Below are 18,277 nucleotides of genomic sequence, written 5' to 3' on the forward strand. Positions count from 1 at the left end.
GAGACTGCCCATGTTCCGAACATTATTATTGCTGGCCGGTCTGACCATGATCGCAACCGGCTGCCAAATAACACACATGAATAAAACACAGACCACCGATTTCACGCCTGTCCAGAAGACCACCCTGTCCACAACCACACAGGGTGACACAAATATCGTCAAGCTTAAAAACGGGCTGACCGTGCTCATCAAGGAAGACGACCGCTTTCCGTTGGTCAACGTTCGACTGTATGTCCACGCGGGAAGTGCCTACGAAACTCCCGAAATCGCGGGCATCAGCCACCAGCTTGAGCACATGGTCTTCAAAGGAACCGAGAAACGCGGTCCCGGCGAAACAGCTCTTCAAATTGAATCCGCAGGCGGCATGCTCAATGCAGCCACAAGCTTTGACTACACTGTCTATTATGTAGAAGTACCCGACGACAAATGGGCACTCGGCATGGACGTAGTCACTGACATGGCCTTTCATCCGGCCATTGATCCGGTTGAGCTTGAAAGCGAAAAAAAGGTTGTCCTTGAAGAACTGGAACGTGGTGAAGACACCCCGAGCAGTAAACTCTTCAAGACCCTGCAGTCCATGATCTGGAAAGACTCCTCCTACGAATGGCCCATTATCGGTTATCGGGAGACTGTCCAATCCTTTACGCAGAAAGACATCAAAAAATATATAGCCGATCACTATCAGCCGCAGTCCATGCTTCTGGTCGTAACTGGCAAAGTGGACCCGGATCAGATTCTGGTTGAAGCCAACAAACTGCTCGGCTCTCTGGAAAACACCCGTTCCTTCACCCCACCCGAGGCTATCGCGATCCCGGAAACAGGTTCCGGCCCGCAGGTCGTCAAAATGAGTGGCAACTGGAACAAGGTTTACCTTGGAGCCGCCTTCCCCATTCCGCACGGTTCGTCCGGCAAAATTGCCGGTCTTGAATTGCTGTCACAACTCATGGGTGGAGACGATACTTCTCGCCTGTACAGAAAGTTTAAATACGAAGAACAGTTGGTCGACAGCATTTCGGTGTCGCCTCTCTCTCTTGAGCGCGGCGGCATGATGTACATCCACGCCATCCTTGATGCGGACAAAGTCGATCAGTTCTGGTCCGAACTTATGACCGAACTGGCAACCTTCGATCCCACGGAATTCACGGATCGCGAAATCGAGCGTGCCAAACTGAATCTTGAAGACTCCCTGTTCCTGACCAAGGAAACACTGTCCGGTCTTGCCAGCAAAATTGGATATTTCCAATTCTTTGAAAATGGTGAACAGGCCGAAAAAAATTATCTCTTCGCACTCAGTCAGGTCACACGCGACGAAATGAAAAATGTCTACGACGAATTCATCCGTCCCGACCAGTTGTCTGTGGCCATACTTGTACCTGAAGGCAATGGCATATCTGCAAAGAATCTGACGGCCATTACCAATAAAGAATGGCCCGTAAAGGATGCACTCAAGAAAAAAGCGGCTGTCAAACTGACAGAGACCCCCACGGAGATTACTCTGCCTGGTGGCAGCAAACTCGTGCTCCTGCCCGACGAAACCCTGCCGTACACCGCCATGAGCATGTACTGGAGCGGTGGTGATGGCGAACTGACACCCGAACAGCAGGGACTCGCTTCCTTGACCGCCACGGGACTGACTCGAGGCACCATGAAAATGACTGCCACTGAAATTCAGGATTTCATGTCCGACCACGCGGCCAGCCTCGGTTCCACCGCAGGCCGTAACGTCTTTGCCGTTGAATGCAAATTCCCCACCCGATTTACCGACAAAATATTACCGCTCATTAGCGACACGTTGACATCACCGGCTTTTGACGAAACCGAGGTCAACAGGGCTAAACAGGATCAAATTGCGGGTATAAAGCGCAGTGAAGACCAGCCCATGGGGCTTGCCTTCCGTCATCTCTTCCCCTTCCTGTACAAGACAGGTCCTTACGCCTTGTTGCATCAAGGGACACCCGAAGAAGTGGAAGCCTTCACCAATGCGGATATCATCCGCTTCTGGAACAGGCAGTCCATGCAGCCTTTCACACTGGCTGTTTGCGGACAGTACGATCAGGCGGCCATTGAGGCATTCGCCACCAAGATAGCCGAAACATTGACGGCACAGGACAAACCGTACGAATTCACCACACCTGAATGGGGCAAAAAACGGGAAATGACCATGCAACTGCCGGAACGCAATCAGTCGCATATTCTGATGCTCTTCCCCACTCCCGGCAAAACCGACATGAAAATATCTGCCGATTTCGAAATGCTCAAGACGGCCCTATCCGGTCAGTCCGGCCTGCTCTTCCGCGATCTGCGAGACAAGCAGGGACTCGCCTACACCGTCACATCCATGTTCTGGCAAAGCACAAACACCGGATTCATCGCCCTGTACATCGGCACCAGCCCTGACAAGGTCGATCAATCGATGGCCGGATTCAAAACGGTGCTTGCAGACCTTGCAGCCACCCCGCTCCCGGAAGTCGAATTGGAACGCGCCAGAAACATCATTGTCGGCAATTACTATCAGGATCACCAATCCCTGATTTCTCGAAGCCGTCAAGCGGCCAGTCTCATGGCTCGCGGATTTGATCGTGACTATGAAGAAAAACTCATTAAACACGCCAAAAATGTCACACCTCAAGACATTCAGGAAGCGGTCAAAAAATATATGACCGTTGACAAGGCATACATCATGAAAGTCACGCCATAGCTACATATACCTCAAACAGATACAACAAGGCCGGGAGATGACTCCCGGCCTTTACATTTCTGAACACTTGCCCATATCCCCTTTTCCGCGCTACATATCTTCAAGCAATACAACGCACCAAATCCAAGGGGACCATATATATGTCACTCATTTTCGGCTCACAAAAACGACACAACATCGCCAGAGAAGACGTCAAAGTCGACCAACGCATGAAACTCGCCAAAGACATGTATATGGCGGGCAAGATAAAAATCATGACCACCGAAACCATTCCGGGACGAGAGATTCTGTCCGCATTTGGCCTGATCGTCTGCCGCAGCTACGTATTCGACAATGCCTTTTACGGCCTCATGGCTCAAGCTATTGACGTGAACGCTGACGCCATCATCGGCTATCGCGAAACTGTGTCATTTCATCCTGAAGGCGATAAGTACTACTCCTGCTACGGCACAGCCGTCCGCATGAAAAAAGTCAAATAGTCCATGGACAACGAAAGCCCCTTTTTCCGCTATTTCCCGCACGGACTTGCCGCAGCCTTCACTCTGCTCTGGGGAATTCTCGCTATCAATCCGGTGATGCGTGACGTCTGGTGGGCAGAAAATCTACCGATCATCATTATCTTCCTGCTGCTGGTCGTGACCTTCAAGATTTTCAGATTCTCCAATCTTGCATATGGACTGATGGCCTGCTGGCTTATCCTGCACACCATTGGTGGTCATTACACTTTTGCCAACGTACCTTTTGATTTCATCACGGATTTCTTCGGATTCGAGCGCAATCATTTTGACCGATTAGGACATTACTCCATCGGCTTCTACGCATTTCCCATAGCAGAATTTCTGACCCGCAAACGACTGGCGAAACCTGTCGTGATTTATCTGTTTAGCCTGTTCGCCATCATGGCGCTGGCCGCAGGATATGAGGTCATCGAATGGTGGTACGCAGTCATGGCTGGCGGAGATGCCGGAATCGAGTTCCTCGGGTCACAGGGTGACATATGGGATGCCCAGACTGACATGCTCGCGGACACTCTCGGTGCCGTGACCACACTCATTCTGTTCAGATTCTCAGGAATCCGGGCCGACGATTAATCGCGTACGCCCAACCTTCTATCCAACAGCAACATATCCGCAATGGTCATGGCCATCATGGCCTTGAGCACAGGATTAATGCGCGGAATAGCCGCTATATCGTGCCTGCCACCAATAGAAAGAGACGTAGCAATTCCATCGGTGGTGACAGTACTCTGTTCCTGCGAAATGGACGGAATAGGCTTGATGAATGCCCTCGCCACGATATCCTGACCGGATGAGATTCCACCAAGAATACCGCCGGCATTATTAGACAAAAATCCATCAGGCCCTATGGGGTCATTGTTGAGACTCCCCAGTGAGCAGGACGCATTCATACCGGAACCAATTTCCACACCTTTGACCGCCCCCACAGACATAAGGGCATAGGCAAGTCGTGCATCCAGTTTGTCGAACACTGGCTCACCGAGTCCGGCAGGAACTGATGTAGCCCGAACTTCCACCACGCCACCCAAGGTATCACCCTGAGACTTTACGTCTTTCACCCGATCATTCCAGACATCAACAATATCAGGGTCAGGACTAAAGTAGGGACGATCCTGTGCACCTTCAAAATCATACGCATTCACAGGGATACCGCCCAACTCCACGGTATAGGCATAAATGGCAATACCTTCGCTTCGTAGAAGCTCTTGGGCAATGGCTCCTCCGGCGACACGAGAGACTGTCTCACGCCCCGACGAACGACCGCCTCCGCGATAATCACGAAAACCATACTTGGCTGTAAAGGAATAATCGGCATGACCGGGCCGAAATACGTCCTTAATCGTGGAATAATCATGTGAACGCTGGTTCGTGTTGGGGATGGTAAACCCAATGGATGTACCAGTGGTCTTGCCTTCAAAAACACCGGATAATATCTCGACCTTATCCGCTTCCTTGCGCGCTGTTGAAGCCAGTCCACCCTGCCCGGGCTTGCGTTTATCAAGTTCCAATTGAAGCATGGATTCATCAAGGGGGATTCCTGCAGGGCAACCATCGACCACGCCCCCAAGTCCGGGACCATGAGATTCTCCAAAGGTGGTCAATCGAAAAATGCTACCGAATGTATTGCCGCTCATGTCCACTCCCTAAAATTTTTCGACTTGAATAATATCTTCGGTCTTTCCAAGCAGGACAAGTACATCCCCCTTTTCCAGCACCCGATTTGCCTGTGGAACAAAACGAAATTCCGACTCCCCGGAATGACGAAAAGCAATAACCTGCACCTGATAGGCATTGGTTAAATTGAGTTCCCGCAAGGTCTTTCCCGTCCAGTCATCCACCACGACCTCACGAGTTGCCACATCATTGCCAAGTCCAAAATATTCATGCAATCCCGGCACTGCTAAACGATGCGCCAATTGAAATGCCACAAACGCCTCGGGAAAGACTACAAATGGCACACCCAGCTTGTACAGCACTCGCTCATGTTCCTGGCTGAACGCCTTGACCCATATATTTTTTACGCCAATGGTTTGCAGATTCAGCACAACAAGGATACTCGCTTCCATGGAATCACCCGTGGACACGATAACCTTTTCAAGATCCTGAAATCCAATCTGACTAAGCGTCTTCTCATCCGTGGCATCAGCTTCATACACTTGAGCCAGAGTATCCTGCGCCCGGCGGACATTTTCTGCATCATTGTCCACACCGACCACATCTTGTCCAAGGTCGGTCAGAGCCTTGGCTAATGCGAATCCGAATTTGCCGAGTCCTATGACGCCGACTTCATTATTACCCGCCATGATCTTCTCCTTAAATTCTATCCAAACGGCAAATTGGAAGTAGGCACCTTGTACCGCCGTTCAGTCTGCCAGCTCTGAAGAGCCGACAACAGCCATACTGGTCCCAGTCGCCCGACAAACATAAGTATGATAACCGTCACTTTTTCCACATCATCAAGCAAGGGAGTCAGGCCGGTTGAAAGTCCTACCGTACCAAAAGCGGAAACGGTCTCAAACATATTAAGAATAAATTCTTCACGCGCCATGAGGTACGAGCTGTCCCCGCTCTCAAGAGCCGTCAACACCATGGTTCCAACAGCAACTAAAATAAATGTCATGGTGGTTAACGAGATAACCTTATTCAACGCGCCCTGCGTCAATGCAAATCGCCCCAACTGAACCTGCTCACGCCCTCGAAACTGCGCCCAGACAAATCCACACAAAGCCCGAAATGTCGTAGTCTTGATACCACCCGCACACGAACCGGGCGAGCCGCCAATAAGCATGAGCAGCATCATGAAAACTAATGATACATTGGCCATGTTGCCGATATCAACCGTATTAAAACCGGCAGTTCGACATGTCACAGACTGGAAAAGTGCGGTCCATAAATGTTCGGAAAAATCTGCGGGAGCATTCCCGGCAGCTCCTTCGGCAAAATAAAAAACCACCGCACCAACCACCACCAAAAACAATGACGTACTGAGTACAACGGATGAATGCCAACTCAATTTTGGCATGGCCTGCCGTTTCCGCACCAGCCGAACAGTCAACTTCCTGAAATAAGACGCACAATCGATAAGCACGTAAAACCCCAGACCACCGACGGTAATGAGTATCATGAAAACTGAATTCACCCCGCCATGGCCTGCCCAGTGCGTCAAGCTATCCGAATACAGAGAAAAGCCGGCATTACAAAAAGCGGAGATGGAATGAAATATTGCGGAATAAGGAGCAAACCCCACCGGGTCCATAGCCCAGAGCGCTGCAGCTCCGGCTCCTTCAAAGAAAAATGTCCACAACACAACTCGCGCCAAGAATTTGGGCAAGCTGAATGATGGATCGCGCAACAAACTCTGCCCTACGGCGATACGATCATTCAACGACACATGCTTGCCGAGCAGATGAATAATAAGCGTGGTGAAAGTCATGATCCCCAGGCCGCCAAGCTGGATGAGCACCAACAACACATCCAGCCCAAAGGTGGAAAAATATGAGCCAGTATCGACCACGGCCAAGCCGGTAACGCACATGGCGGACGTCGCAGTGAAAAGCGCATCCACAAAAGAAAGCGAACCGCCGGGATGACTTGCGTCAAGATGCAGGATGAATGCGCCGATCAGAATGGTTCCACCAAAGAACCAGACAGGCAGCCAGTATGGAGAAAATAATTTAGCGCGCATGAGCAATCACATGTATATGCCTGTCAGCATATCCTGTCAAAACGGTCAGGAAAGCCGCCCAAGCTCACGGATGATTTGCTCGACGACCTCATTGATGCTCACACCATTCGTCACGATATCAGCGCACCCTTCATATAATGGAGCGCGTTCGATCAAGACTTCACGCACCTCATCGGCTACGGATTTCCCCGTCAGGGATGGACGCTGTTTCTCATTGGGATCATTCATCAACCGACGAGCCAATTCTTCCGCGTCAGCCTTAAGATAGATTGTAATGCCCCCATGCAAGATAGCACGATTTTCCTTTCGCAAAACAATACCACCGCCACCCCCTATGACACGCCCGCCGGGTATGGCTTCACGGAGTAGAGTCTCACTCTCACGCTCCCGAAAAGCATCCCATCCGTGACGCTCCACGTATTCCGCGATTTCTACGCCTACGGTTTGCACCAAAGCATGATCCGTATCCACAAAATCAATGCCGAGACGATCTGCGAGCAGCCGCCCGACACTCGTCTTGCCGCACGCGCGCAGCCCAATAAGAAATATATTCTGCTGTAAGTCCATGCTAGGGACCGTAGTGGAAAACGGCGCGGGCTTCAATCTTTCAAGCGTATTACATATTTTCCAATTCCGACAATTGCTGATAGGCTCCGACCACTCAAACGATATCAATGAATGGAGGCGTATATGAAGACTGCTATTTTCGGGTTTTCTGGCTCAGGCAAAACAGATCTTTTCGCAGCTCTGGCAGGCCCGGACGCTGCTGCCGCAGGGAACAGGGCCATGATTAAAGTTCCAGACGCTCGCCTTGACCCGTTGATTCAGCTCTTCAATCCTAAAAAAATCACCTATAGTGAGATAGAATATCTCGACATCCCCGGAGGCGGAGGCAAAGGCACCGGACTCGGAAATCGAGTACTCAATGAAGTGCGCCCCTACGATTGTCTTATTGGTGTTCTGGATGCATTTTCAGGCATGAACGACCCGCAACAACAATGGCAAGCCATCGAGGCCGACATGATGGTTACAGACATGGCTGTCATCGAAAAACGACTCGAAAAACTCGAAGCCGACGGCAAAAAAAACAAGGCATTGGTTGACCCCAAAGAACAGGATGCACTCCAACAAGCTCTGACCCTACTTGAAGAAGAAAAAGCGCTCAGGACCAATGAAGAAATCTCCACCCTGCCAGAACTCAAAGGCTACAAATTTCTGTCTGCCCGACCGATACTTTATGCATGGAACTGCCCCGAAGGCGAAGAGGCTGGGGTCGAATTACCCGAAGAAACCACCGGCATGGCCCACATCGCAGTAGCGGCAAAGCTTGAACGTGAACTCGCCGAAATCGATGATCCCGAAGAAAAGGCCATGTTCCTTCAAGACCTCGGCATTTCCGAATCAGCACTGGATAAGGTCATCGGCAAGACATACCATTTGCTTGGACTTATTTCCTTTTTGACCGCTGGCGAAGATGAGTGCCGCGCATGGCCTGTACGTGTCGGTTCCACAGCGCCTCAGGCAGCCGGTGTCATCCACACTGACTTTGAAAAGGGATTTATCCGTGCCGAAGTTATTGGCTATGACGACTTCCTAAAATTCGGTGATTTCAAAAAGGTCAAGGATGCGGGCAAGGCTCGGTTGGAAGGCAAGGAATACATCGTTAAAGATGCAGATATCATTGAATTTCGATTCAATGTGTAAAACGAATACTGCATTTCGACGGAATCTTCAGGTTATTTTCAATGTAATAAAAAAAACGCTGTAATGCAGCGTTTTTTTGTTGCCAAACCTGCATGTAATAACTATTATCAAATTATGACAAACGAAAACACTTGCACAAAGCACCGCGAAATTGGAATCGAGTTAGGTGATTGCCGCCTATGTCAGGGGTGTATCGAAATGAACCCGGATGTCTTTGAATGGGACGACAATCTCGACATGCCTTATGTCTGTCGCTCAAAGGTGACTGAAGAAGAGGTTCGGGACATCATGAATTCATGCCCTGAAGGCTGTATCGTCTTTGTGGACTGCTAGTAAATATAAGAACTCAATTTTTTAACATCTCTTCAGTGGCTCTTTGCCAACGTCCTATCAACTGGTCACGCATTGCCTCAATCGGCATACGCGTGACCAATTTTGTTTCGACCTCAATCACATCACTTTTCCCGACAACTGCATGGGCAACCCGATGTAGTACGTTCTCAAACTGGAAATCTTTTCCATTAACCAGTTCAATGACAATTCGTTGATTATATGGTCTCGCCGCACTCCATTTCTTTTTCAGCCCACCATCCATCCGAACTTCTGGTAAATAAATTTTTCAATATTCAGCCATAGTATAAACCTGCGTGCCCACAAACCAGTCAGAACACCCAACGAAATTGTTATCAACACAGGAGCATCGGGGATAAGACTGATCAATCTCCTACACTCAAGACAAAACCAGATAAAAAGAGAAGGAAAAGCACTTGAAAGGGAAAAGCGACCAAAACAACTTCAAAAGACAGCATGAATCCACACAAAAGGCCAAATATGACCGATGAAAAAAACATCATACCGCCCAGGCCAAACCTGCTGTCATTTTTTCAATATAATTCATCCAAACGGATTCCTAATTTTTCAACGGCCCGGATGAGAACTAACAGGACTCGCTACAACATGTTCCGTAAACAAATCCACAATAGGTATGAAATACACGGGTCTGCTTTTCACGCTGCTCATCCGTCAATGGTTTCATTTCAACTTTTGCCACCATATCAACCAGATCTGCGTAATCAGGCACTGCGTCCATGCTCCAAGCAATCCTCTCACCACTCTTCACATCCATCAATGACGCATCCATGGTATCAGTGACCAAGGCATACGGCACAGGTCCGCCATCAACAAGTCGAGCCGCACACACGGTCTCACGCTCAAAAGTCCCGACATTTCCGGCACAGAACATAATAATAAAAATAGGTTTACCCTGTTCATCGTAAAGCACGTAATCAATTGGCCGTTCAAAATTCTCACCGTCCACACTATAGGACAGCAGAACTTTGGCCTTGATCCGATCCTTGGGATATCCCTTCTCTTCCACTAACAACTTTACGAGCAACTGCCGAAACTCTTCGAAAGTTGTCTCGTCAATTTCGTCGCCACTCAAATAATCACGGAGCGTTCCGCCCAAACTCGTTTCATGCATTGAATCACATCCTTATACACAATAAATAACTCTCCCCCAAATCATAAGCAAGGGGGGAATTACTCTTTCGACAAAGCATCTACCGGCTATCCCGTAATATAAGTAGAAAAATTGATGAAAAGAAAAGTCCCCATAAATCATAGCCTGTGTTTGGGAGCAGGAATGGGGGCATCACAATTGCTACATTGAACAGTCTTTCCCTTACAGCAAAGCTTCACCTTTTGGACTTTTCCGCAAACCGGACATTTGCGCCACAAATCCAGAGCTGCCTGAAAAGCAGAATAAAATGCCCACATGGTGTTACCTCTCTGGTGTCGCCCGTTGTCAAGAGCACTATGCACTCGCCCTTTTTTACAGACTCACTGTTACACTATGTTACTGTCAAGAATAAGTGATGAAAGCGTTACCATCCCGACTATCTCGCCCAAGTGCTCCACCGGTGCACGGTGAACTCCCGTACGATATATCAAACGAATGGCATACCGAATATCCATGGTCGCGGGAACAGTAATAACAGGCTTTGTCATCACCTCATATACACTAACATCCTCGCCTTCACGGCCAGGTACAATAACATCTTTGACAAGATCCATTACTGTAATAATGCCCCATGCGTCGTCTTCATTGCGTTTATTGACAAGCAATTCAGCAATATTGTTTGCTCGCATCACGGCCGCAGCATCTTTGACCGACGCCATGCCATCAACACATAGGACTTCAGGGTGCATGACGTCTCTTACTCGCACTATAGATGGTGACATTCATCCTCCTTATTCTTTCCCGGAAACACTTCTTCCGTATTAAAAATATGAATCGCGAACCTTTTCCTTAAAACGCTCAATCTGACTTTCCATGCCAATAACATCTTCAACAGGCAAAACAAACGCTATGCCCGTCCCCGGCTCATGAAACTGTCCAGCAGTCTCGATGGCTTTGAGCACAGGTTTGACCGTATGCTCCTCCAACAAAAAAAGCACAATGTCGGTCTGGTCCTCAAGTGTCAGGCCAAAAAAGGTATGAGCCTCTCGCATACCGGTACCGCGTGCGGTGATAATGGTCGCACCGGTTGCCCCAACTTCCTTGGCAGCATCAACAATGGAATCTGTTATATGCGTCTTGACCGATGCGAGGATAAGTTTGAATTTCATAGGCTTCTCCTATGTTGCTTCGCCTTTCGACGGGCTACCCAATCTGTATATTGGGCATACCCCATGACGGTTATTATCGGAAATAGACTGGCAAACGCGATAAGACCAAACCCATCTAAAGCCGGATTTCTGCCTGGAACGGCCTCTGATAGACCAAGACCAAGAGCAGCCACCAATGGTACTGTGACAGTGGAAGTCGTCACCCCGCCAGAGTCATATGCAAGGGCAACAATTTTTTTCGGCGTCACAAATGTTTGTAAAATCACTATGACATACCCTGCCAAAATGTACATATATAACGGGGTACCCGTGACGATACGAAAAGTACCTAATGCAATTCCCAACGCAACGCCCACCGCAACAGTAATCCGTAGCCCCCACTGACTGATGACGCCACCAGAAACGTCACTCGCCTTAATAGCAACTGCCAATAAAGAGGGTTCAGCAATAGTTGTTGAAAAACCAATCATCGCTGCAAAAAGATATACCCAGCCGTAAGATGTCCAACAAGTCATTGCGGACAAATCTCCACTCGAACAAATAAATGACGGATGTGAAAGCTGTGCGGCCATGATTTTCCCAACAGGGAAAAGGGCCTTATCAAGACCAATAAGAAACAGAGTGAGGCCAAGGACCACATACACTCCACCCAACACAAGTCGACGAAGGTGGGGAATAGGTTGTCGCAAAACAAAAAGCTGAAAACACACGATCAAAATCACTATCGGAAGTATATCCCGAAAAGTGACCAACAAAGTCTCTAAAAATTCCATCAAGATCGTCATATTTACTCACTCAACCAAAAACAAACAAACCATATCCCATGACAAAAATCATGGGGAGTAAGGATGCAAAGGCAATGAGTCCAAAGCCATCAAGTAACGGGCTGCGCCCTTTAATTATCGAGGCAAGACCGACTCCAAGAGCAGCAACCAGAGGAACAGTAACAGTCGAAGTAGTGACACCTCCGGCATCATACGCAATACCAACGATTTCTTTTGGAGCAACGAGAGTCATCAGCATGACAATAACATAGCCTCCAATAATCAAATAATGAACAGGCCAGCCACGAAGAATGCGCAATACCCCAATAAGAATGGCCACGCCCACAGAAAAAGCTACAGAGAGCCGTAAGCCCAATGCATACCGATTCATGGAATATTCGTTCGATGCTATAAGATCACCCTGCGCCGCAATACTTGCAGCTTCAGCAGAGACTGCTATAAGGGCCGGTTCAGCGACAGTTGTCGAAAAACCAAGGGCAAAAGCAAAGGTCAATAGCCAAAACAAACTCCCCTTCCGAGCCAATGCATGAGCCATATTCTCACCGATAGGGAACAACCCCATCTCCAGGCCCTGAATAAAAAGCGTCAAACCAAAAACTACGAGCAGCCCACCGAAAAGCACATTGCCAAGGTCTGGTAATGATTGCTTAAGAACTACTATTTGAAAAAAAGCGATAACCAGAATAATCGGTAATAAGTCCGTGAATGAGCTCCATAGTTTTTTCCCTACGCCACGAAAAACAATGCCTAGTCGAGATGACATCAGTTGTGTTTTCATGATCTGATTTGCTTCCTTTCCTGCTGGCAAAAAAACTGTAAATAAGAATTTTCGTCAAACTTTAACTATTACAAAAGTTGTTCCACAATGAATGTTGCTAGAAACATAATCGTTATGAAATCAGGAATGGCCGCATAACATACTCAAATTGTGGGAAATTAAAACACAGAAAACCAACTAATTTATTCCCATTGCACTCATTGAATTGGATAGCTTCTCCATGCGCGCGGAACATAATCTCCCGATAAAGTATCCTCAACCACACATTAAAGCCATTTATACTGCAAACAATATGATAAAGGGATGTTTTACCCCGGTGAGACAATAAGTATCAGCAAAAAAACAAAAAACCGCCCGATTCAGCATAAAGCCAAACCGGGCGGTAGTTATTCGTTTACTATCAGGGACTAGTGACCGCCGCCGGAGACAATGCCGAACAGGCTTTCACCAGCTGCGATGGCAAAGTTGAACATTGGTGCCGGAATGATACCAATGATCAAAACGGCTGCTGCCAACATACCTGCACCTGCGGATGCAAACCAGCTATTATCCGGTGCCGGGACATCGCCGGGTGCCGTCTCTTCAGTAAAGGCGTGACGGAACAGACTCAGATAATAGTAAATGGCAATAGCGGAGTTCAACACCAAGGTGATGACCAGCCAGTTATATCCATGATCCCATGCAGACGTGATCAGGAAGAACTTGCCCATAAAGCCCATGGTCGGCGGCAAGCCGACAAGAGCAAAGGCTCCGATTGCAAGCGAAAATGCAAGCACCGGCGCCTTCTTATACAGACCGTTCAAATCATTCAATTTCAAATTACGGCCATCAACGGCTACACGACTGACAATCCAGAATACCAACAGGTTCATGATCAGATAGGCCAAACCGTAAAATGCGGCTGCACCGACACCCTCGGGAGTGCCACTGACCAAACCGACCATGATATACCCGGCGTGTGCCACGGATGAAAATCCGAGCAGACGCTTGAGATCTGTCTGGGCCAGTGCGGACAGGTTACCCCACGTCATGGATAAAGCACCAAGGATCGCAATGATCGTGGTAATTTCCAAACCGGGTTTGAGCAGCACGGCAAGACGGCACAGGACCACGATGGCACCCATCTTGGGCATGGTGGCCACGAATGCGGCCGTCTCGTTGCTGGCTCCCTGATAGACATCCGGACACCAGAAGTGGAACGGAAACAAAGCCAATTTAAAGAACATACCGGTCAGGAACAAGGTCAGACCAACAACGGCCATAGGCTGGTCGGCAAACGACCAGGACTTGTTCATAAGTTCGGCGATGTACGTAGTATGCTGGGAGGCCATGATGTAGGACAAGCCATACAGGGCCAATGCCGTGGCTACGGCACCGAACATAATATACTTGATACCTGCTTCAGCCGCGCCTTTGGACTTAGCGCGCAGCGGAATGATTGCATACATGGAATAAGAAGCCAGCTCCAAGGCCAGATAGATAGTGATCAACTCCACGGAGGAAGCGAGCATCATCAAGCCGAAGGTGGAGAAGCCGAGCAACATGTAGTAGTCGGCCCGTTTACCTTCAGCAAGCGTCGGCTGACGCGAGGCATTAAGCACTGTCACGTAAAAGCCAAACGCAATCGCTATTTTAAAGAATTGGGACATCAAATCAACTTTATACACATCCCAGAACATAGTTCCGTGAAGGCCGTAACCTGTGATGGCTACAAAGAAGGCGAGTCCCGCACCAAAGGGGATCCATTTTTCAACCGGAGGTTTCCACTCCCTGTTGCCGAGAGACTGGACCAGAAGGACCAGAACAAGACAAAAGAAGAACAGTTCCGGGACAAGCGCAGTGAGATGGAAGTTCACGTCTCAATCCCCCCTATTTCTTGCCCGCAAGGACGTTCAAAACGTCAGCGGCAGCAGTTTGCAACGGTTGTTCAGTTTCGATGGAAACGACCTTTCGCTTATCGAAATCACCCAACAACTTGTCAATTGAAGGATTGATGATCTTGTAGAACGGAGCAGGAACCAGTCCGATCCAGAGTACGAATACGGCAGGAATGGTCAACATGATCCATTCACGAGCATTGAGATCACGCCATGTTTTGGCGGAACTAGGTCTGCCCCAAGCCATCTTCAAACTCACACGGAACATATAGGCTGCGGCCAGTAATGCGCCGGGGATGCAAAAGAAACCGATCACGACGGACGACTTAAATGCACCGGTCAACACCAGCATTTCACCGACAAACCCGTTGGTTCCCGGAAAGCCAAACGATGCCAGAGCCATGAAGCCCCAGAAGAACATGAAGGCAGGCAAATATTTGCCAAGGCCCAAGTTGTCCTTGATGTCACGGCTGTGACTGCGTTCATAAACAGCACCAATCAACATAAAGAGTGCGCCTGTAACTATACCATGATTCAGCATCTGGAAAAGCGCACCTTGAACACCTTGCTGATTAAACAGGAAGATGCCCAGAGTAACAAAGCCCATATGGCCTACTGAAGAGTAAGCGACAAGCTTTTTAATGTCAGTTTGTCCCAGTGCGATAGCTCCGCCATACAAGATGGACACGATGGAAATCGCAATCATCATGGGGGCGAAGTACTCACTGGCAGCCGGAGTCAGCGGCAGGCAGAAGCGCAGAAAACCGTAGGTTCCCATCTTCAACAGGACAGCCGCCAGGATGACGGAACCGGCCGAAGGCGCCTGAACATGCGCTGCGGGCAGCCATGTATGGAACGGGAACATGGGGACCTTAATGGCGAAGGCCAAAGCCATTGCCAAGAAAGCCCAGAACTGAAAGCGGAAGCTAAAGTTCATGTTCATGAGTTCCGGGATGGAGAAGGTACCACCCGTGATCCTGAATGCAACGATAGCTGCCAGGAGCAGAGTCGAACCTGCCAACGTATACAGGAAGAACTTGAGCGATGCGTATCGACGATCATCGCCACCCCAAACTGCAATAAGCAGGTACATGGGGATAAGCATGGCTTCCCAGAACACGTAGAAGAGGACCAGGTCCAGGGCGCAGAAAACGCCGAGGACCGCAGAGGTCATGAACAGCAAACAGAAGTGAAATTCCTTCTCCCGTTTGCCGATGTAGGTCCATGAACACATGACACACAGCGGCAGGACCGCGATGGTCAACAGGACCATGAGTATGCTGATTCCGTCTATGCCGAGGTAGTACTGAAGTCCCCATTTGTGGACCCAGTCGATTTTCTCGACGAACTGGAATTCAGCGTTCATTGTAAAGCCGGTCAAAGGTATGGCCAGCAGACACTCTATAATGGACGCTGCCATAGTATAGTAGCGTACCACCTGCGGCGACCGCAGGAAGAAGAGTCCGCATGCCGCGACCAGCGGGAATGCTATCAGTATCGTAAGAACCGGATATCCGAAGTCCAAAACTAGCTCTCCTTAGATTGTCCGGCTTAGCCGAAGTACCAAACCAGGGCGAAGATGCCCAAGCCGAGAACGGCGGCCAATGCCAGGTAATCCTGCAAATTGGCAGTCTGGACTTTCGCCCCTGCCCTGCCGATATTCCTGACAGTGTAAGCACTGCCGTCCACCACTGTGTCGATGCCCTTCTTGTCAAACCAAGAAGTGCCATCCCCCATACCGATAAGCGAACGCAAACCAATGGTATTGTAAACCTCGGTCCAAACGTCATCCACCTTCGAAATCGGCCAACAGACAACACGCATGAGCGTGGTGCCGATGAAACGATAGAAGATATCGAAGTCCAGGTTGAGCTTCGCGTGCGGAGTAATGATCTCGCGGGTCAAGTAGAAGGCCAAGCCGGAGAAACCGAGCAGCAGGCCGGAGTTAATGACCTTATCGAGATGCCAGGGCTCAAATGCATGTTCCACCGGGAAAGGCAGATATTGATACAGCATGTGAGGGTAAACACCTTGAGCGATGCAAAGCAGGCCGCATATTGCCATACCAACATACATGTTGACTGGCAGTGGCTTGACTTCACCAACATATTCTTTTTTACCGCCCCAGAACGCGAAGTACGGGAGCTTGATACCGACGGAGATAAATGTACCCACTGCGGCAATCTCCATTCCGAGAGCCAGAATCGTACGATGGGCTTCAGCCGCACCGGCGATAGTCATGGTTTTCGAAATAAAGCCGTTGAAGAGGGGCATACCGGAGATGGACAGGGCTGCGATCATGTACAGAACCATGACCCAGGGCAACTTGTAGGCAAGCCCACCCAATTTATCCAGCTTGGCAGTACCGACCGAATAAAGAATCGCGCCGGTACCCATAAACAAAAGTCCCTTATAAAGGATATGGGCATAAGCATGAGCCACTGCGCCGTTGAGCGTCATGGCCGTACCGATGCCGATACCCGCCACCATGTAACCCACCTGGGAGACAATGTGGTAGGACAAAATCCGTCGAGCGTTATTTTCAATACACGCGTACAAAACACCAAAAACAGCCATACAGGTACCGGCGATAGCGAGGACTTCCCATCCTGCATAGCCACGTGCCAGCACATAGACTGCCGTTTTGGTGGTGAAGGCGCACATGTACACCGCACCCGCAATGGATGCACGAGGGTAAGCGTCAGGCAACCATGCATGCAGAGGCACGACAGCGGCGTTGACGCAAAAACCAATCAGAATCAACCAGTCGTAGAGATGGGCCCCAGAGGGATCCACTGCGTTGAAAGCGAAGCTTCCTGTGGCCTTGTACTTGAGCAGCAACCCGCCGAGCAAAAACAATCCGCCCACGGTATGGTACACAAAGTACCTGAAACCGGCACCCACTGACTCTTCAGTCCGGGCCTGCCAAATCAGGAACGTGGAACCGATGGACATAAGTTCCCAAAACAGGAAGACCGTCAGCAAATCGCCGGCGAACACGCAGCCGAAGCCGCCTGCCACATACAACGAACCGCAAACATAATGGCCCCTGTCCTCGACGTGCATGCCGTAAATAGCGCCTATAAACGCAATAACCGAGAAAACCTGGCCAAAGACGATGGACAATTTATCCACACGCCCCAGTACCAGAGCTTGATCAAGATATTCCAAAGCACCATACGTGCCCGGTTCCACCGTAAAGATGGAATAGAGCGCGATAAGCGGTGCAAGCAGTGCCAGAGCGCCACGAAACGCTTTGTTCATCCAAAGCGATTTGGGGACGAAAGGCACAACGAGGGCCAAAGCAAGGAAGGCCATGGAGGGATGGATGAACATACTAGTCTCCATAATAGTCCTCCTTCCTGGCTATAAACGGCTGAACCACTTTTTTCATAATGATAACCATGGCCAGCCCCACGATAAGACCAAATCCGGCAAAGAACCCGGGATACTTATCGAGACCAAAGTGCGGGTGATGTGTGACAAATGGAACGTTGAGCACCAAAAGTACTCCCAACGTCACGAAGAAAATGATTCTCCACGCTTTCCAGTTGTCTCTCCATTTGGCGAGTAATCCGCCCAAACCTTTTTGACTCATATC

General features: G+C 49.3%; 19 protein-coding genes. 5 read left to right on the top strand and 14 right to left on the bottom strand.

Translation table 11 applies throughout. The annotated features are described in order from the left end of the window. The first annotated feature begins 10 nt into the window (after positions 1-10). The 3 genes from SYK_RS05135 to SYK_RS05145 all read left to right on the top strand — a co-directional run bounded on the left by SYK_RS05135 (position 11) and on the right by SYK_RS05145 (position 3,789). The gene (locus tag SYK_RS05135; protein ID WP_281762528.1) at positions 11-2,698 is read left to right on the top strand and encodes a M16 family metallopeptidase; all 2,688 of its coding nucleotides are present in this window, start codon (positions 11-13) and stop codon (positions 2,696-2,698) included. A gap of 140 nt (positions 2,699-2,838) precedes the next feature. Next, complete coding sequence (locus SYK_RS05140) at positions 2,839-3,177, top strand: hypothetical protein (protein WP_281762529.1); 339 nt, start codon at positions 2,839-2,841, stop codon at positions 3,175-3,177. A gap of 3 nt (positions 3,178-3,180) precedes the next feature. After that, the gene (locus SYK_RS05145) at positions 3,181-3,789 is read left to right on the top strand and encodes a DUF2238 domain-containing protein (RefSeq protein WP_281762530.1); all 609 of its coding nucleotides are present in this window, start codon (positions 3,181-3,183) and stop codon (positions 3,787-3,789) included. On the opposite strand, the gene aroC is transcribed toward SYK_RS05145, so the two are convergent. Genes aroC through aroL form a run of 4 tightly spaced genes read right to left on the bottom strand, consistent with a single transcriptional unit; the run spans position 3,786 to position 7,468 of the window. Then, positions 3,786-4,850, bottom strand: coding sequence for a chorismate synthase (aroC, locus tag SYK_RS05150; protein WP_281762531.1), 1,065 nt, complete (start codon positions 4,848-4,850; stop codon positions 3,786-3,788). The two genes, SYK_RS05145 and aroC, sit on opposite strands and share 4 nt — an antisense overlap. Before the next feature lie 9 nt (positions 4,851-4,859). Further along, a complete protein-coding gene (locus tag SYK_RS05155; protein WP_281762532.1) occupies positions 4,860-5,519 on the bottom strand; it encodes a potassium channel family protein in 660 nt (219 codons plus the stop codon). Between the two features lie 17 nt (positions 5,520-5,536). Next, entirely contained in the window at positions 5,537-6,901 is a 1,365-nt protein-coding gene (locus SYK_RS05160) for a TrkH family potassium uptake protein (RefSeq protein WP_281762533.1), read from the bottom strand. 45 nt (positions 6,902-6,946) lie between these two features. After that, positions 6,947-7,468, bottom strand: coding sequence for a shikimate kinase AroL (gene aroL / locus SYK_RS05165; RefSeq protein WP_281762534.1), 522 nt, complete (start codon positions 7,466-7,468; stop codon positions 6,947-6,949). Positions 7,469-7,591: 123 nt separating this feature from the next. On the opposite strand from aroL, the gene SYK_RS05170 reads away from it, so the two are divergent. Then, positions 7,592-8,605, top strand: a complete 1,014-nt coding sequence (locus SYK_RS05170) for a DUF933 domain-containing protein (RefSeq protein ID WP_281762535.1) — start codon at positions 7,592-7,594, stop codon at positions 8,603-8,605. Positions 8,606-8,719: 114 nt separating this feature from the next. After that, on the top strand, positions 8,720-8,938 hold the full coding sequence (locus SYK_RS05175) for a ferredoxin (RefSeq protein WP_281762536.1): 219 nt from the start codon (positions 8,720-8,722) through the stop codon (positions 8,936-8,938). A gap of 13 nt (positions 8,939-8,951) precedes the next feature. On the opposite strand, the gene SYK_RS05180 is transcribed toward SYK_RS05175, so the two are convergent. From SYK_RS05180 to SYK_RS05225, 10 genes are all read right to left on the bottom strand, one after another. Further along, entirely contained in the window at positions 8,952-9,200 is a 249-nt protein-coding gene (locus tag SYK_RS05180) for a hypothetical protein (RefSeq protein WP_281762537.1), read from the bottom strand. 342 nt (positions 9,201-9,542) lie between these two features. After that, positions 9,543-10,088 carry a type I restriction enzyme HsdR N-terminal domain-containing protein gene (locus SYK_RS05185; RefSeq protein ID WP_281762538.1) on the bottom strand — a complete coding sequence of 182 codons (546 nt, stop codon included), beginning with the start codon at positions 10,086-10,088 and terminating at the stop codon, positions 9,543-9,545. A gap of 365 nt (positions 10,089-10,453) precedes the next feature. Then, on the bottom strand, positions 10,454-10,849 hold the full coding sequence (locus SYK_RS05190; RefSeq protein ID WP_281762539.1) for a CBS domain-containing protein: 396 nt from the start codon (positions 10,847-10,849) through the stop codon (positions 10,454-10,456). Positions 10,850-10,888: 39 nt separating this feature from the next. After that, positions 10,889-11,236 (bottom strand): P-II family nitrogen regulator, encoded by a 348-nt coding sequence (locus SYK_RS05195; RefSeq protein WP_281762540.1) that lies wholly within the window; start codon positions 11,234-11,236, stop codon positions 10,889-10,891. Next, on the bottom strand, positions 11,233-12,021 hold the full coding sequence (locus tag SYK_RS05200; protein ID WP_281762541.1) for a DUF1538 domain-containing protein: 789 nt from the start codon (positions 12,019-12,021) through the stop codon (positions 11,233-11,235). Before SYK_RS05200 ends, SYK_RS05195 begins: the two co-directional genes overlap by 4 nt. Positions 12,022-12,031: 10 nt before the next feature. Beyond that, positions 12,032-12,799, bottom strand: coding sequence for a DUF1538 domain-containing protein (locus SYK_RS05205; protein WP_281762542.1), 768 nt, complete (start codon positions 12,797-12,799; stop codon positions 12,032-12,034). 407 nt (positions 12,800-13,206) lie between these two features. Then, a complete protein-coding gene (locus tag SYK_RS05210) occupies positions 13,207-14,655 on the bottom strand; it encodes an NADH-quinone oxidoreductase subunit N (RefSeq protein ID WP_281762543.1) in 1,449 nt (482 codons plus the stop codon). A 13-nt stretch (positions 14,656-14,668) separates the two neighbouring features. Beyond that, on the bottom strand, positions 14,669-16,201 hold the full coding sequence (locus tag SYK_RS05215; protein ID WP_281762544.1) for a complex I subunit 4 family protein: 1,533 nt from the start codon (positions 16,199-16,201) through the stop codon (positions 14,669-14,671). A 26-nt stretch (positions 16,202-16,227) separates the two neighbouring features. Next, complete coding sequence (locus SYK_RS05220) at positions 16,228-18,024, bottom strand: Na(+)/H(+) antiporter subunit D (RefSeq protein ID WP_281762545.1); 1,797 nt, start codon at positions 18,022-18,024, stop codon at positions 16,228-16,230. Continuing rightward, a complete protein-coding gene (locus SYK_RS05225) occupies positions 18,014-18,274 on the bottom strand; it encodes a hypothetical protein (RefSeq protein WP_281762546.1) in 261 nt (86 codons plus the stop codon). The genes SYK_RS05220 and SYK_RS05225 overlap by 11 nt, the downstream gene beginning before the upstream one ends. Positions 18,275-18,277: the final 3 nt, after the last annotated feature.

This window comes from Pseudodesulfovibrio nedwellii (assembly GCF_027923765.1).
Taxonomy (GTDB): Bacteria; Desulfobacterota; Desulfovibrionia; order Desulfovibrionales; family Desulfovibrionaceae; genus Pseudodesulfovibrio; species Pseudodesulfovibrio nedwellii.

Coding starts and splice junctions, on each gene's coding strand:
- SYK_RS05135 (WP_281762528.1), top strand. CDS start 11: ATGTTCCGAACATTATTATTGCTGGCCGGTCTGACCATGATCGCAACC.
- SYK_RS05140 (WP_281762529.1), top strand. CDS start 2,839: ATGTCACTCATTTTCGGCTCACAAAAACGACACAACATCGCCAGAGAA.
- SYK_RS05145 (WP_281762530.1), top strand. CDS start 3,181: ATGGACAACGAAAGCCCCTTTTTCCGCTATTTCCCGCACGGACTTGCC.
- aroC (WP_281762531.1), bottom strand. CDS start 4,850: ATGAGCGGCAATACATTCGGTAGCATTTTTCGATTGACCACCTTTGGA.
- SYK_RS05155 (WP_281762532.1), bottom strand. CDS start 5,519: ATGGCGGGTAATAATGAAGTCGGCGTCATAGGACTCGGCAAATTCGGA.
- SYK_RS05160 (WP_281762533.1), bottom strand. CDS start 6,901: ATGCGCGCTAAATTATTTTCTCCATACTGGCTGCCTGTCTGGTTCTTT.
- aroL (WP_281762534.1), bottom strand. CDS start 7,468: ATGGACTTACAGCAGAATATATTTCTTATTGGGCTGCGCGCGTGCGGC.
- SYK_RS05170 (WP_281762535.1), top strand. CDS start 7,592: ATGAAGACTGCTATTTTCGGGTTTTCTGGCTCAGGCAAAACAGATCTT.
- SYK_RS05175 (WP_281762536.1), top strand. CDS start 8,720: ATGACAAACGAAAACACTTGCACAAAGCACCGCGAAATTGGAATCGAG.
- SYK_RS05180 (WP_281762537.1), bottom strand. CDS start 9,200: ATGGATGGTGGGCTGAAAAAGAAATGGAGTGCGGCGAGACCATATAAT.
- SYK_RS05185 (WP_281762538.1), bottom strand. CDS start 10,088: ATGCATGAAACGAGTTTGGGCGGAACGCTCCGTGATTATTTGAGTGGC.
- SYK_RS05190 (WP_281762539.1), bottom strand. CDS start 10,849: ATGTCACCATCTATAGTGCGAGTAAGAGACGTCATGCACCCTGAAGTC.
- SYK_RS05195 (WP_281762540.1), bottom strand. CDS start 11,236: ATGAAATTCAAACTTATCCTCGCATCGGTCAAGACGCATATAACAGAT.
- SYK_RS05200 (WP_281762541.1), bottom strand. CDS start 12,021: ATGACGATCTTGATGGAATTTTTAGAGACTTTGTTGGTCACTTTTCGG.
- SYK_RS05205 (WP_281762542.1), bottom strand. CDS start 12,799: ATGAAAACACAACTGATGTCATCTCGACTAGGCATTGTTTTTCGTGGC.
- SYK_RS05220 (WP_281762545.1), bottom strand. CDS start 18,024: ATGGAGACTAGTATGTTCATCCATCCCTCCATGGCCTTCCTTGCTTTG.
- SYK_RS05225 (WP_281762546.1), bottom strand. CDS start 18,274: ATGAGTCAAAAAGGTTTGGGCGGATTACTCGCCAAATGGAGAGACAAC.